The 14300-nt window shown below is 41.1% G+C and carries 13 protein-coding genes; 1 reads left to right on the top strand and 12 read right to left on the bottom strand.

Annotated elements, in window-relative coordinates:
- Positions 1-68 precede the first annotated feature (68 nt).
- Positions 69-938: a class II fructose-bisphosphate aldolase gene (locus ACTFWY_RS13865; protein ID WP_003127374.1), complete on the bottom strand. Its 870-nt coding sequence runs from the start codon at positions 936-938 to the stop codon at positions 69-71.
- Between the two features lie 388 nt (positions 939-1326).
- Between ACTFWY_RS13865 and ACTFWY_RS13870 the strand changes: the two genes are divergently transcribed.
- On the top strand, positions 1327-1785 hold the full coding sequence (locus ACTFWY_RS13870) for a YehR family lipoprotein (RefSeq protein WP_003127373.1): 459 nt from the start codon (positions 1327-1329) through the stop codon (positions 1783-1785).
- A gap of 368 nt (positions 1786-2153) precedes the next feature.
- On the opposite strand, the gene ACTFWY_RS13875 is transcribed toward ACTFWY_RS13870, so the two are convergent.
- The 11 genes from ACTFWY_RS13875 to ACTFWY_RS13925 form a co-directional block, all read right to left on the bottom strand.
- Positions 2154-2513 carry a PTS lactose/cellobiose transporter subunit IIA gene (locus tag ACTFWY_RS13875; protein ID WP_003127372.1) on the bottom strand — a complete coding sequence of 120 codons (360 nt, stop codon included), beginning with the start codon at positions 2511-2513 and terminating at the stop codon, positions 2154-2156.
- Position 2514: 1 nt separating this feature from the next.
- Positions 2515-2814 (bottom strand): PTS sugar transporter subunit IIB, encoded by a 300-nt coding sequence (locus ACTFWY_RS13880; protein ID WP_003127371.1) that lies wholly within the window; start codon positions 2812-2814, stop codon positions 2515-2517.
- Positions 2815-2859: 45 nt separating this feature from the next.
- Complete coding sequence (locus ACTFWY_RS13885; RefSeq protein ID WP_081132078.1) at positions 2860-4110, bottom strand: PTS sugar transporter subunit IIC; 1251 nt, start codon at positions 4108-4110, stop codon at positions 2860-2862.
- Between the two features lie 15 nt (positions 4111-4125).
- On the bottom strand, positions 4126-4911 hold the full coding sequence (locus tag ACTFWY_RS13890; RefSeq protein ID WP_081132079.1) for a tyrosine-protein phosphatase: 786 nt from the start codon (positions 4909-4911) through the stop codon (positions 4126-4128).
- 3 nt (positions 4912-4914) lie between these two features.
- Positions 4915-6792 carry a BglG family transcription antiterminator gene (locus ACTFWY_RS13895; RefSeq protein ID WP_195957464.1) on the bottom strand — a complete coding sequence of 626 codons (1878 nt, stop codon included), beginning with the start codon at positions 6790-6792 and terminating at the stop codon, positions 4915-4917.
- A 398-nt stretch (positions 6793-7190) separates the two neighbouring features.
- On the bottom strand, positions 7191-8795 hold the full coding sequence (locus tag ACTFWY_RS13900) for a CTP synthase (protein WP_003127367.1): 1605 nt from the start codon (positions 8793-8795) through the stop codon (positions 7191-7193).
- A 558-nt stretch (positions 8796-9353) separates the two neighbouring features.
- Positions 9354-10694, bottom strand: a complete 1341-nt coding sequence (gene glnA / locus ACTFWY_RS13905; protein ID WP_005471630.1) for a type I glutamate--ammonia ligase — start codon at positions 10692-10694, stop codon at positions 9354-9356.
- A 46-nt stretch (positions 10695-10740) separates the two neighbouring features.
- On the bottom strand, positions 10741-11121 hold the full coding sequence (locus tag ACTFWY_RS13910) for a MerR family transcriptional regulator (protein ID WP_003127364.1): 381 nt from the start codon (positions 11119-11121) through the stop codon (positions 10741-10743).
- A gap of 257 nt (positions 11122-11378) precedes the next feature.
- Positions 11379-12617, bottom strand: a complete 1239-nt coding sequence (gene hflX / locus ACTFWY_RS13915) for a GTPase HflX (RefSeq protein WP_081132081.1) — start codon at positions 12615-12617, stop codon at positions 11379-11381.
- Complete coding sequence (gene miaA / locus ACTFWY_RS13920; protein WP_423121670.1) at positions 12614-13534, bottom strand: tRNA (adenosine(37)-N6)-dimethylallyltransferase MiaA; 921 nt, start codon at positions 13532-13534, stop codon at positions 12614-12616. The genes hflX and miaA overlap by 4 nt, the downstream gene beginning before the upstream one ends.
- Positions 13534-14277, bottom strand: a complete 744-nt coding sequence (locus ACTFWY_RS13925; protein ID WP_423121669.1) for a glycerophosphodiester phosphodiesterase — start codon at positions 14275-14277, stop codon at positions 13534-13536. The genes miaA and ACTFWY_RS13925 overlap by 1 nt, the downstream gene beginning before the upstream one ends.
- Positions 14278-14300: the final 23 nt, after the last annotated feature.

A 14300-nucleotide genomic window follows, 5' to 3' on the forward strand; every position in this document is an offset into this window, starting at 1 on the left:
AGAAAAAAGCAGGATTTCCCCACAAAAAAAGAACGATCACTTGTGATCGTTCTTTTGAACTGAAAGAATTAAGCTTTACCAGCTGAACCGAACCAGTCAATGTGTTCTTCTGCATCTTTGATGATTGCAGCTTTACCTGGTGCCAATAGTTTACGAGGGTCAAAACCTTTACCTTCTTGGTCTTTACCAGCTTCGATATATTCACGTGTTGCTTTTGCGAATGACAATTGGAATTCAGTATTTACGTTTACTTTAGAAACACCCATTGAAATTGCTTTTTCGATTTGTTCTTGAGGAATACCAGAACCACCGTGTAATACTAAAGGAACATCAGAACCTACAGCATCAGCGATTGCTTGTAAGTGGTCAAAAGCAAGTCCTTGCCAGTTTTCTGGGTATTGTCCATGAATGTTACCAATTCCGCAAGCTAGGTAATCAATACCAGTTGCAACCATTTGTTTACATTCTTCGATGTCTGCTAATTCACCAGCTCCGATGATGCCATCTTCTTCACCACCGATTGAACCAACTTCACATTCAACAGAAACGCCTTTAGCATGTGCTTTTTCAACAACTTCTTTAGCCAATTTCAAGTTTTCTTCGAATGGTAAATGAGAACCATCGAACATAACTGAAGTATAGCCAACTTCGATACATTCCATTGCTGCATCGTAGTCACCATGGTCTAAGTGAATCGCAACTGGAACAGTGATGTTCATTGATTCAACTAGATCACAGATAAGATCTTTAGCAAGTTTGTATCCGCCCATGTATTTTGCAGCACCCATAGAAGTTTGAATAAGAACTGGCGCTTTTTTCGCTTCAGCAGCTTCTAAAATCGCTTGAGTCCACTCTAAGTTATTTGTATTGAATCCACCTACTGCATATCCACCTTGACGAGCAGCTTTTAAGAATTCAGCTCCTGATACTACTGGCATAAAAAATTCCTCCTAAGTTTTAAAAAACTTTATTTGTTAAGCAATGCTTAACCGACACTGCTATTTTAGCAAACATTTGCAGTATTTGCTACTAAAAGATGTAATTCTCTTTTCAATAAAAGATTGCACAAATTAAAAATTCTTTGCTTTTCATTTTCTTTTCTGAAAAAACTTTGTGAAACTAGCCTCTCGTCTTACATTTGTTTGCATACAATAACAAGAATACTTCTGAAAATTCGAGAAAAAATTCACGAACTTTTTCAACAATTTATCATTTTCCCGCTGACGATATGGATTGCCTATCGGACAAAAAAAGACTATTTGTTTTTGAGCATATGAATAGCTCTGGCAGGTGGAGTATACTATCATGAAAAAAAGGAGGGATAGAATGAAAAAAACAGTAGTGGGATTTATAGCGTTGTTGGGTATATTCTTTTTAGCAAGTTGCGGAGCAAATGGAGCGAGTCAAAAAACCAAGACATTCACGAATGAACAAAACGGAGTTCAAATGGAGTTGGTCTTCAATTACGAAGGTGACGAAGTGAAAAAGCAAACCGCCAACAATATCATGCCTTATTCTTCTGTTGGCGTATCTACGAAAGAGGAAGCAAAACAATTATTGGATCCGATCGCCAAACAGTATCAGGCAATCAAGGGTATCGATTATTCGCTTGATTACGGAGAAGATGCAGCAACCGAATCATTGACGATCGATTACAGTAATTTAGACTACGATGCGGCAAAGCAATTGCCAGGGGTCACATTTGAAGGTGATACTTCAAATGGCATCAGCATGGAACGAACGGAAAAAATGTTACTAGACCAAGGGTATACCTTGAAAAAATAAACTATTCCTTTGAGAAACGAGCGAATGTGGAATGGTCCTAGAAAGATCATCCCTACTGGCCCCTGAAAAAGGGGCTTTTTTAATGAAAACCAGTTTTCCTCCATTTCTTCTTAACGGAAGAAATGGGGGAGCTGTTCTTCGTATGTTTCTTTTACTTTTTTACTTCTTTGAACGAGTCCATGCATCCCATACTCTCAAAGGGGTAGTGCCATTTGCTTTGGTAATCCACTTTTCTTGCCTGCTCCGTTTTGAGACCAGCTTTTTTTATCTTTTTTCCTAGAAAAATGTTCCACCTGCCATAGACCAAGAAAAGACGTCCACGATTTCACTCGAATTGTCTCATCGTAGACGTCTTTCTTCTTTGATTGTTATTCTTTTGTGTTCAATGAAGAAATATGCTGATCAATCATCTGCTTTAGCCCATTTACTTCTTCATAAAGTAAATTGAACTCTTTGGCCAACTCACTCATAATATCTGCACTCATTAACAAGTCCTCGGCGTGACTCAATAACAACGACATCCAAACTTTATCACCTTGTGCTTCTTGCTGTACCAATTGCCGATGAGCAATATGCGCTTTGTGATAATGACTCTTGCCGCTTTCAATCGCAGATAGGGCCTCTTTTGTTTGCTCTTTTCGCATTTGTTGAATACTTTCGAAAAAGCAACTTCTTGCCATCCCAGCTTCGGAAATAATTTGAAAACAAATTTGTTCTTTTTCTTCCATCTTACTCTCCTATCAATTCCAGCGCTTGTTCTAGTGCTTTTTGTCCGTCCATCATACCGTAAGTTCGCATATCAATAGAAGCTGTTGGGCAAGCCACTAACCCTTGAACTTCTGCTAAACGATAAGAAACCTGTGGACCTAATAACACACAATCTGCATCTTTAGCCACACTAGCTACCGATTCGATTGAAAATGCGTCAATCGATACTGGAATAGCTTTTTTTTGAGCTGCTTGTTTCATATTATTTACTAAGACACCAGTAGACATTCCACCAGCACAAACTAAAACGATCTTTTTCATCTTAAATCCCCCACTTAATTTTAATTTATAGGCTGTCAGTACTTGCTATGCTTGCGCAATTTTTCCTTCTTCTGCCAGTGCTGCTTTATCTTGCCAGCGCATGAAAGGAATATAAATCAGCACACATAACACAAATTGGATCAGCTGAGCGATAATCCCTTGCCAGCCATTCGTTAAGAAACCGCCAAAAATGATTGGAAATCCTGTTGGGATATTGACGCCATTATGATAAGGCATAAAGCCAACAATCGTTAATAAATAAGCTGATAAAACAGAAACAGCTGGTGTTACCATAAGTGGTATCAACATCCTTATGTTCATCACCTGCGGAATCCCAAATTTGATTGGCTCTGAGATTCCAAACATAGAAGGAATCAATCCAATTTTCCCAACAGCTTTGAGCTGTTCTGATTTGCAACTGAAAATGGCTAATAAAGCTACTGCAAAGGAACGAGCGCCGCGATTGTTGAGTATAAAACCAATGGTAAACAAATGTGGCAATGGTTGACCAGCACTATAGGCAGCCAAGTTGTCTAGCATAGGTTGATAAAAGACCAGCATCAACACTGGATAGACTGCCAATACACCATGGATACCGAAAAACCATAGGAATTCAATAAATGCCACAATAATCATGCAAGCAAACACATTGGCACCCAACAAGGTTAGCGGTGCTTGAACCCACGTGTAGATCATATCTGTTAACGTTCCATATGGAGTAGCTGCTATTGCAACATAAATAATTCCCATGATCGTGGAAACAATCACTCCAGGAACGATTGCAGCAAAGGACTTATTGACAATTGGTGGGACTGAGTCTGGCATTTTGATTGTCAGATTCTTTTCCACACATAGAATATAAATCCTTGCACCTAGTATCCCGCCGAACATTGCAACGAACATTCCACTAGAACCCAGCGTCGAAAACTCGATCACTTTGGTCTCTTCGAATGTTGCGATGGGACTTAAAATCAAGAATGAAACTAAACTCATAATGCCAGCGTTTAATTGATCTGCATTCAAATGTTCCGCCAGTTTATAGCCAACTAAGAAGGCAACATAGACGGAAATGACATCGATGGTCATCGCATTGATTTGTGTCAACAATGATTTAAGACCTATTTGATCCATTATTTGTTGTGTATTGCCAATATCGATGGCATTGATTAAAGAAGCAATCGAACTGATCATCATAATCGGCATTAACCCCATCATGGCATTAGAGATCGCTTTCATATAAACATTATTTTGCACCTTAATTGCTCCCGCCAACACCTTATTCTTAAACGTATTCATAATATCCTCCTATCCTTAATTTTGTAAGTATTTTTCTCTTAACAAGCGGATTTTTTGTTGGGAAAAACCAAGTTTGTTGACCACATAGTCCTCAACTCCACCATAAGCACCGATTCGGGCCAATGCATTCTGCAAAAAATGACGATCAGCTTCTTTAAAATAGCGCATCGCCTGAACAAAATCGGGATTATCGGTCTCTTGAAGCAACCGCTGCAGGCTTTTCTCATTTTTTTCTTTTTTGTATACATTGGTTAAGAGATAGTCATGCATCACATCTGCTTCACTGACGCCAAGTAGTAATTGAATGAGAGCGACGCCATAACCAGTGCGATCTTTCCCTCCACGGCAATGTTGGACGATTGCCCCCTCTTCAGCTAAGTGAATTTCTAAGACTTCTCTATAAACGTCTTGACACTGTTTATTTTCAACAAATTCTTCATTCTGACGGATCATTAATTCTTTTGCCAGAGCCGCCGTCATTTTTTGGGGAGAAAGTGCACTTTCTTCATCATGTTCAGAAGAAGCTAGGGCAGCAATATCCGCAATGGGTGTCAAATAAAGAATCTCTGCATTACCGATCGGTCGATCTTCATTATTCAGTCTTTCCTTTTTATTTCGATAATCAATGATCTTACTGATTCCAAGTTGTACTAACTTTTCTTGATCTGCAGCTGTAATCTTGCTTAATTCATCAGAACGATAGAGTCGCCCACGTATGAGACGCTTTCCTTCTTTGTTACGGTAGCCGCCAAAATCGCGAAAATTGTATGCTCCTGATAGTTTGATTTTTTTGTCTGTCATAATCTACTCCTTTAAGTGATGGATAAATGTGATGAAGTCATTCGTCGCAATCAGTTCGTTCACTTTCTCAGATGATGTACATATTTTGATCAAATGATCGTTTAGCGACTTAGCCTTTAAATGGTCTTGCTCAGCAATGACTAGTAAGAAGACCAAACGAACCGATTGTTTATACCAAAATATTGGTTTCTTCAAATGGGCAACAGCAATCACTGTTTCCGATCCAATCAATACATTGGGGTGTGGAAAAGCAACCATCGGCAAGAAATCGGTTCCAAAAAAAGCTTCTCGTTCAAATACCAAAGCTTCAAAATTATTTGGCATCTGATATTGTTCGTTAATGCAATGACATAAAAAATGCAGCACTTCTTCTTTTGTTTCAAAGTCTTGGTCACAAATAAACAGCGGTTCCTTAAAGAAGGTCAAAAGTTTTTCAACGGTAAAAACAGTCGACAGTGCATCAGCTATTTTTTTGATCATTTCAGGCCGCATAAAATAGTCAAAACTCATTACAGGAATGGTTCCTTCATAAGGTAGATCGATCGATGAAAAGATAAAATCAAAGTCTTGTTCTTTTAGGAACTGAGCAAATTCATATTGATTACAAACCGTTACTTCTTTAATGTAATTTCGGAAATAGAATTCAAACTTTTCTTTTAAAAATGCATTGGCTGCTCTCCCCAGATCGTTTACAACTAAAATATACTTACGCTGCGTTTGTGAACTCTTCTTATTCAGGGCGACATCAAAGTGCATGGCTAAATAGCTAAGTTCATGATCGCTGATACGCTTATTGAAATGCGCAACGATTACTTGTCCAGCAATAATAGCTAAGTCGTATCCTACATTGCAATGGACTTTTACGTCATCTAACAGCGGGTTTTTCAGCTCAATTCCTAATTCGATTCGATCAATCAAAGGAACAAAGTGAAGCATCAGCATCGTCTGTAAGTCCAAATCTTGACTGAAGTCAATTTGTCTTCGGTTTTTGATTTTTTTTAGAACTTGCCTCACTAAGTCCGAAACTTCCTCTGAGACAACGTTTTTTTCATTTTTGGGAATGACCCGTTTCCCCACGATCTGACCAAGCACATAGTTTCGCTCACATTCTGTAAAAAGAACACTGCATTCTTCTTCGATCCGCTTGACGATTCGCTTGCCTAATAATGATTGTTCAGCATTGGTTCTTCCTCCAATAGGCAGATTGCGATCCAAGTAGCGGCCGCTTTGCATTCGCATTACAGCGATTGCTAGGTGATTGACTAAGTTCGTCACTATAGCTTCTGAAATCGGATAGGCTTTTTGAGAAAACTCAGCTAAAATGATTGCTTGAATCTGTCGATGCAACTGCGATGGCGTCCCTTCACTAGAAGGTAATTGATGCAGTTGTTTAAGGTGTGTCTTTTGCAGATAATTGCTTGCCATAAAGCGACGTAAGTCGAATTCACTGCCGCAAAGCTTCATGCCGTAGTAAGGCTTTGTTTGGATGGATAAATTATAATGGCTTAAAATCCGTCGCAGTTTTTTGAGTTCTTGAGATAACTTGCTTTGTGAGATAAATAAGCGTTCACATAATAATTCTGACTTGATGTATTCGTCTTCTTGGACGAAGTACTCAATGATTTGTGTCACAAAATCTTCTTGAGGTGTGTTTTCTAAGCTACGTTGAAATAATTCATGATTGATTATTTGTAAAAACAAGCCACTTCCTTTCTTCCCTTGAATCACACAGCCATAAAGCGATTGGCTTTGATTGATTTTCTCCACATATCTTCGAACTGTTTTCGTACTGACACCTACTTTTGCAGCGATCTCTTTGGTTGTCATAAACCCGTCTTGCTCTGAAAGAGCCCTGATCAACAATAAGCTTATTTTTTCCATCTTTCTCTCCCTCATTAATTAGTTTAGAGTCTATTGTAGTCAACCTCCATAGGTATATGGTCCCTTTTATTAGGGTCAATTTCTACAAGAAGTTTTATCTTTAATAGTTAGGAGTAGCTGAAAAGGCGTATCACTTCGGATGCTACTAAAAAAAGCACTAGCACTGGCTAGAACGGAAACGCCCTTCAAAAGTTAACCCAAAAAACTAACTTTTGAAGGGTGTTTTATGAGAACGTTCCTTTATAAATGGTTCGAGTGATCCTGACTACATTTCCCCTACATTTATTTAGAGCGTACTCTTATGCTTAAAAAAAAGGCTGTAGGCCTCCCTTTTCCGGGACATTGCCTACAGCCTGAAACCAGCTCAACAGCTGGTTTTTAATCTGGTACTATATGTGTTACCCACGATTGTCTAATGATGCACCAACAAATGCTTTGATCAATCGTTGTGGACGTGTTGGTCGTGAAATCAATTCGGGATGGAATTGGCAACCCACAAAGAATTTATTTTCTGGAATCTCAACGATTTCAACTAAGCGATTGTCTGGTGAGACACCTGAGAAGACCATACCTTCTGCTTCAAAGATTTCGCGGTATTTATTATTGAATTCATAACGGTGACGATGACGTTCTTGTACGACTTCTTCTCCTTCATAGGCTGCAGCTGTTTTCGTTCCTTTTTTGACTTTACATGGATACAAGCCTAAACGTAGCGTACCGCCTAAGTTTTCAATATTTTCTTGATCTGCCATCAAATCAATGATGTTGTTTGCTGTATCGGGATCAGTTTCTGCCGAATTCGCATTTTCTAACCCAACGACATTGCGGGCAAACTCCACGCAGGCCATTTGCATTCCCAGACAAATCCCTAGGAATGGGACATCATTTTCACGAGCATACCGAATCGCTTCGATCTTGCCTTCGATTCCACGATCGCCAAAACCACCTGGAACTAAGATACCGTCTGCATCCTGTAAGTATTCGGCAACATTGTCTTTCGTTAACTCATGGGCTTTGATCCAATCGATCGTAATGTCGGCATCATAAGCAAAACCAGAATGTTTCAATGCTTCAACAACAGACAGATACGCATCTGGCAATTCCACATATTTCCCTACCAATGCAATGCGGACTTTCTTTTTCAAGTTCAATACTTTTTCCTCTAATGCTTGCCATTCTGTCATATCAGCTACTGGCGCATTCAATTTCAAGTGATCACAAACGATTTGATCCATTCCTTGTGCTTGTAAAGCCAATGGGATCGAATAGAGTGTTTCTACGTCTCGGGATTCGATAACCGCTTCAGGTGCAACATCACAAAATTGGGCCAATTTGTTTTTTGTTGATTGGGACACAGGTTGTTCAGTCCGAACCACTAGGATATTTGGTTGGATACCCAATCCTCGCAACTCTTTTACACTGTGTTGCGTTGGTTTGGTTTTCATTTCACCCGCTGCCTTTAAGTAAGGAATCAACGTTGTATGAATGTACATCACATTGTCCGAACCAACGTCAGCTTTCATTTGGCGCAACGCTTCTAGAAACGGCAACGACTCGATGTCGCCAACGGTTCCGCCGACCTCAGTGATGATGACATCTGAATCGGTCATTTTTGCTGCCCGCATGATTTTTTCTTTGATTTCATTGGTGATGTGCGGAATTACTTGGACAGTTGCTCCTAAGTATTCCCCTTTACGTTCTTTGCGCAAAACTTCTGAATAGATTTTTCCAGTCGTTACATTTGAGTATTTGTTCAAGTTGATGTCGATGAAACGTTCATAATGGCCTAAGTCCAAATCTGTTTCTGCACCATCATCGGTCACGAATACCTCACCATGTTGGTATGGGCTCATCGTTCCTGGATCAACATTGATGTAAGGATCAAACTTTTGGATCGTTACTTTTAAGCCACGATTCTTCAATAAGCGTCCTAGTGATGCTGCCACAATACCTTTACCGATCGAAGAAACCACACCGCCGGTTACAAAAATATATTTTGTCATAAACTGAAAAACTCCTTTTAAACTATTTTGCAGGAAAAGCACTTAGAAAATAAGAAAAGCTCCCTATCCATAAATGAATAGGGAGCGAAAATTCTAAATCACTTTCTGACTCTTTTTCAAGAGTGCCCAAACAGAATGATACAATCTTGCCTAGCAAAAGTCAAGCAAACTTTTCTCGAATCCTTTCTGGATGCGGATACATCGAAAAATCGCTGATTTCGATGAACATTCACAAATCGCTAAACTTCTTTCTTACTTTCTTAATGGATTCTTTGGGTCTGCTTGTCATAATGATTCTTGTAGAGGAAGCTCGGTGCTTTACTTGTTTTGTTACAAATGATCAGAAATCGTTTTCTTATCATTTTTGCGAAAACAAGGTGCAGGTTCGATTCCTGTCTTCTACTTTGAATAGATAACAGAACAAAACCGCTAGATTGGTTTTCTCTAGCGGTTTCTTTTTTTGTATCGGTTGTCACAGACGCTTCAATAGATTCTAAGGACCATCTTCCAATGACTTATTCGTTTGTTGCCTCTGCAGATCGAACGACTAGTACTTGATTAGTACAATTCAAGGTACTGCTCGCGTTCCCACTCAGAAACTGTTTGACGGAAAGCGGCCCATTCCAAACGTTTGGCTTCCACAAAGTTCGCAAAAATGTGTTTGCCCAATGCATCGATCATCACGTCATCTTTACGCAATTCTTTGATCGCATTGTGGATCGTTGATGGCAGGTCTTCGATTTGTGCTTCTGCACGTTCTTCTTCATTCATCACATAAATGTTGCGGTCCACTGCAGGCGGCGGTGTCAACTCACGACGGATACCATCTAAACCGGCTTGCAGCAAGACAGCCATTGCCAAATACGGATTAGCGGATGGATCAACGGAGCGCAATTCTAACCGGGTGGACAAGCCGCGAGATTCAGGAACACGAATCAGTGGTGAACGGTTGCGTCCTGACCAAGCAACATAAACCGGTGCTTCGTAACCTGGGACCAGACGTTTGTAAGAATTGACTGTTGGGTTGCAGACTGCTGTATAAGCACGGGCATGTTCAATCAAACCGGCTAGGAAATGATACGCCGTTTGGCTCAATTGCATTGGTCCTTCTTCATCAAAGAAGACATTTTCTTTTCCATTGAACAAGGACATATTGCAGTGCATACCTGACCCATTGATGCCATATAATGGTTTTGGCATAAATGTCGCATGCAAGCCGTGTTTGCGGGCAATCGTTTTGACAACTAATTTGAAAGTTTGGATGTTATCGCACGCTTCTACCGCATCGGCATATTTAAAGTCGATTTCGTGCTGGCCTGGTGCTACTTCGTGGTGGGAGGCTTCCACTTCAAAACCAAGGCTTTCTAATTCTAATACGATATCGCGGCGGCAGTTCTCACCTAAATCAGTCGGTGCAAAATCAAAATAGCCGCCTTTGTCATTTAGGTCTGTTGTGATCTCGCCATCTTCATCTAATTTGAAAAGGAAAAATTCCGGTTCAGGCCCAAGATTGAAAGAAGTAAAACCTAGTGATTCCATATCTGATAGTGCCCGTTTTAAATTGCCGCGAGGATCGCCAGCAAATGGCGTGCCATCAGGGTTGTAGATATCACAAATCAAACGAGCGACTTTGCCATGCTCACTTTCCCATGGGAAAATCATCCAAGTAGATAAATCTGGGTAAAGGTACATATCACTTTCTTCAATCCGTACGAATCCTTCAATGGAGGAGCCATCGAACATCATTTTGTTCTCAAGTACTTTTTCCAATTGGCTAACTGGTACTTCTACATTTTTGATCGTTCCCAAGATGTCAGTAAACATCAAGCGCAAGAAACGTACATTCTCGTCTTTAACGATTTGTTTGATATCTTCGGCTGTTCTTTCAATTTTCGGCATAATATCCCTTCCTTTGACCTTTATTCTTTCGTGCCACAACATTGATCTACATTAGCGGACCTTTTTGTTGGAATGGCTGTTGTTGATTCAGACCACCTTGCGCTAGGAGTTCGTCATAAAAGATTCGACGAACATCTTCGTCAGTCAGTGGCGGTTTGTTCTTTGCTTCTTGTTCTTTGGCAATTTTCATCTCGTACACACGTTTGATCCCAGCCATATTCAAACCATCTGACAGATAGTCTTTGATTTCTAATAGCGTATCGATATCATTTAATGAATACATGCGTCGATTACCATCACTGCGTTCTGGATGGATCAGTTCTTGTTCTTCATAGTAACGAATTTGACGAGCCGTCAGATCCGTTAGTTTCATCACTGTTCCAATCGGAAAGACAGACATCGAACGCCGCAACTCTTTTTCCCGCATAACGTGGCGCCTCCCTCATTTAGATGATCCTGCATAACTTAATTGAAACTATACCAATTGTTTTTTCCACTGTCAACCCTTCATGTAAGAAAAAGTGACATAGACATTTATTTTTTTCTGTTTGGCAGAACAATCACTAGAAAATCATCCTTTTACTGGTTGAATGAAAAAAATTTCCAATGGTAATAACTGAAAAAAAACTGCGTGCAGGTATTAGAATTCCCTACACACAGCTCGACCACTTCATTTCCTGAGCGTTACTCTTCAATTGTTGGATAGATCCCGGCAGAACCTGGCAATGCAAAACCTTTTAGGTGATAGGTTTGATCTTCCTCGTCAAAGTCATTGGTAAGCAAGAGTGTTTCCCGCTTCAAACGGTTCAATCGCTTGCCTTCATTGGCAGCTAAAACGGTTTGATAAGGCTGCATGATTTGCATGAGTTCCATTTTAATTGCTTGGATCAGTTGTTCTTTCCCTTTACTGCTCTTGGCAGAAATCAAAACATTGGGGAACAGCGTCGGCACAAATTGTTCTGGATCAATGCGATCAGCTTTATTATAGATCGTCAGAACTGGGACTTGCGTCAATGATAGTTCTTCCATCAATGCTAAAACTGTTTTTTCTTGCTGTTGCCGATCATGAGAACCAGCATCAACCACATGCAGCAGCAGATCCATATTTTGACTCTCTTCTAATGTAGAATGAAAGGCATCGATCAATTGTGTCGGCAGTTCTTGAATAAAGCCGACAGTATCGGTAACGGTCACTTCCAATCCTTCCGGCAACCGCCAACGCTTTGTCAAAGGATCTAACGTCGCAAACAGTTGGTCTTGCTCATAGGTATCCGCACTAGTCAATAAATTCAAAATCGTTGATTTCCCAGCATTGGTATACCCGATCAAACCGATCTGAAAGACTTGACTGTCGCGGCGTTTCTGACGGGTACGATCACGATGAGCAGCGACTTCCTTCAACTCTCGTTTAATGATCGTGATCCGATTACGGATATGGCGTCGATCCGTCTCCAGTTTGGTTTCTCCTGGTCCTCTCGTTCCAATACCGCCCCCCAGACGGGACATATTTTTCCCTTGTCCGATCAATCGAGGCAGCAAATAATCTAATTGTGCCAGCTCTACTTGCAGTTTTCCTTCTTTTGAACGAGCGCGCATAGCAAAGATATCTAAAATCAATTGGACACGATCAATAACTGGCGCCCCTAATTCTTCACCAATCAACTGGCTTTGTCGGGGTGTCAATTCATGATTGAAAATCACCAAATCAGCTTCATGGGCATCCACTAACTGTTGCAGTTCCGCCAATTTTCCTTTTCCGATCACTGTTTGCCGATCAACTTGCGGCCGTTTTTGGATCAGTGAAAAAATCACCTCTCCGTTTGCTGTTTTGGTCAAACTTTTCAATTCATTCATTGAGGACGCAAAGGTCGAATAATTTCGTTCTGTTTCTACGCCAACAAGGATTACGCGTTCTTGTGTCATTCCTTCTCCTCCAACCATTGGTCGATCGCTTTTTCGATCGAAGATACGTCCTCAGGATGCTGGACAAGATCGACCCATCTAGGAGCGAGACGATTCTTGAACCAAGTCAGTTGCCGTTTGGCGTACCTGCGAGACTGTTGTTTGATTTGTGCGACCGTTTCTTCTAATGAACATGTACCGGCAAAATAAGGGGCAAATTCTTTGTACCCGATTCCTTTTGCTGCTTGGGTCTCAGGATGGATCAGCACCTGTTGTGCTTCCGCAACCAAACCTGCTGCCACCATTTGATCGACTCGCTGATCAATACGCTGATACAACAACTGTCGGTCTGTGGAAAGCCCAACCATAAAATAATCGTATACCGCTTCCGGTGCAGTAGTCGGGGCTGCAATGCTTATTCCCGTTGTTTCCAAGACTTCCAACGCGCGGATCACTTTACGTTCATTGTTGTAATGGATCTTTGCTGCGGCTAAAGGATCTAATGCCTGCAACTTTTGCCATAGCGCTTCTTTGCCAATTCTTGCTGCTTCTTGCTGGTAGCGCTGCCGAACGGAAGGATCACTTTCCTCAGCGGCTCCTAATTGATAGTCATAGAGCAAAGCTTGGATGTACAATCCGGTTCCCCCTGCTACGATAGGCAGATGGCCTCGTTGATGGATGGCCGTGATCAACTCGCGGGCTTCTTTTTGAAATTCTGCCACAGAATAGGATTCATGGCTGTCGCGAATATCGATCAGATGATGAGGGATTCCTTGCATTTCTGCAGCTGTTACCTTGGCTGTCCCAATATCTAAGCCACGATAGATCTGCATGGAGTCGCCGCTGATCACTTCTCCCTGATACTTTTTCGCCAGTTCGATGCTTAAGGCCGTTTTTCCAACCGCAGTCGGTCCGACTACCACAATCACTTTTTCCATCAATGAGATTCCTCCTGAACCTTCCTTTGGACTTCCCGGACTCGCTCAGGAAAATTGGTAATAATTCCCGTGACCCCTACTGCAAGACAGTGACGAATTTCCGCTTCTGTATCGACTGTCCAAGGACGAATGGCAATCGGATAATCCGCGATCTGTTCCTCATGTTTCTTGACCCACTCATAGGCAGGATGAATCCCTTCAATGTAAGGGCGCGACAATGCTAACGGAGGTTTCTCCTCCGATTTTCCCATAATAAAGTCAAAGGTTGCTTGCGGTTCAATCGCATACAATCGATCCAATGTGTCAACATTGAATGAACAATACCAATGAGTAAAGGGCCAGCTTTGACTGGCTAACAATTCAGATACTTTCTTTTCGATCCCTTGATACTCGTAATGGTCTGTTTTCAATTCAATCGTTAAAATACCACGATAATTCTTTGCTGCTAAAAGATCGAGGACTTCCTTCAACGTCGGCACTTTTGTGGCGGCATAATCTTCTGAGAACCAGCTGCCGGCATTCAATTCTTTTAGTTCTGTCAGCGTTTTATCACAAATTCGGCCTTTGCCGTTCGTGGTGCGATCGACTGTTTCATCATGCATTACGATCAGGTGACCATCCTTTGATAGATGAACATCTAGTTCAATGATATCGGCTTTGACCCGAACTGCTTCTGCAAAGGCTGGTAACGTGTTCTCTGGACGGTCTCCACTACTGCCACGATGGGCAACGATTTGTACCATTTGTTTCACTCCAATCTTTTTCT

The sequence above is a fragment of the Enterococcus sp. 125944 genome (genome assembly GCF_051909435.1).
GTDB lineage: Bacteria > Bacillota > Bacilli > Lactobacillales > Enterococcaceae > Enterococcus_D > Enterococcus_D gallinarum.

Coding starts and splice junctions, on each gene's coding strand:
- ACTFWY_RS13865 (WP_003127374.1), bottom strand. CDS start 938: ATGCCAGTAGTATCAGGAGCTGAATTCTTAAAAGCTGCTCGTCAAGGT.
- ACTFWY_RS13885 (WP_081132078.1), bottom strand. CDS start 4,110: ATGAATACGTTTAAGAATAAGGTGTTGGCGGGAGCAATTAAGGTGCAA.
- glnA (WP_005471630.1), bottom strand. CDS start 10,694: ATGCCGAAAATTGAAAGAACAGCCGAAGATATCAAACAAATCGTTAAA.
- ACTFWY_RS13925 (WP_423121669.1), bottom strand. CDS start 14,277: ATGGTACAAATCGTTGCCCATCGTGGCAGTAGTGGAGACCGTCCAGAG.
- ACTFWY_RS13870 (WP_003127373.1), top strand. CDS start 1,327: ATGAAAAAAACAGTAGTGGGATTTATAGCGTTGTTGGGTATATTCTTT.
- ACTFWY_RS13890 (WP_081132079.1), bottom strand. CDS start 4,911: ATGACAGACAAAAAAATCAAACTATCAGGAGCATACAATTTTCGCGAT.
- ACTFWY_RS13875 (WP_003127372.1), bottom strand. CDS start 2,513: ATGGAAGAAAAAGAACAAATTTGTTTTCAAATTATTTCCGAAGCTGGG.
- ACTFWY_RS13880 (WP_003127371.1), bottom strand. CDS start 2,814: ATGAAAAAGATCGTTTTAGTTTGTGCTGGTGGAATGTCTACTGGTGTC.
- ACTFWY_RS13910 (WP_003127364.1), bottom strand. CDS start 11,121: ATGCGGGAAAAAGAGTTGCGGCGTTCGATGTCTGTCTTTCCGATTGGA.
- miaA (WP_423121670.1), bottom strand. CDS start 13,534: ATGGAAAAAGTGATTGTGGTAGTCGGACCGACTGCGGTTGGAAAAACG.
- ACTFWY_RS13900 (WP_003127367.1), bottom strand. CDS start 8,795: ATGACAAAATATATTTTTGTAACCGGCGGTGTGGTTTCTTCGATCGGT.
- hflX (WP_081132081.1), bottom strand. CDS start 12,617: ATGACACAAGAACGCGTAATCCTTGTTGGCGTAGAAACAGAACGAAAT.
- ACTFWY_RS13895 (WP_195957464.1), bottom strand. CDS start 6,792: ATGGAAAAAATAAGCTTATTGTTGATCAGGGCTCTTTCAGAGCAAGAC.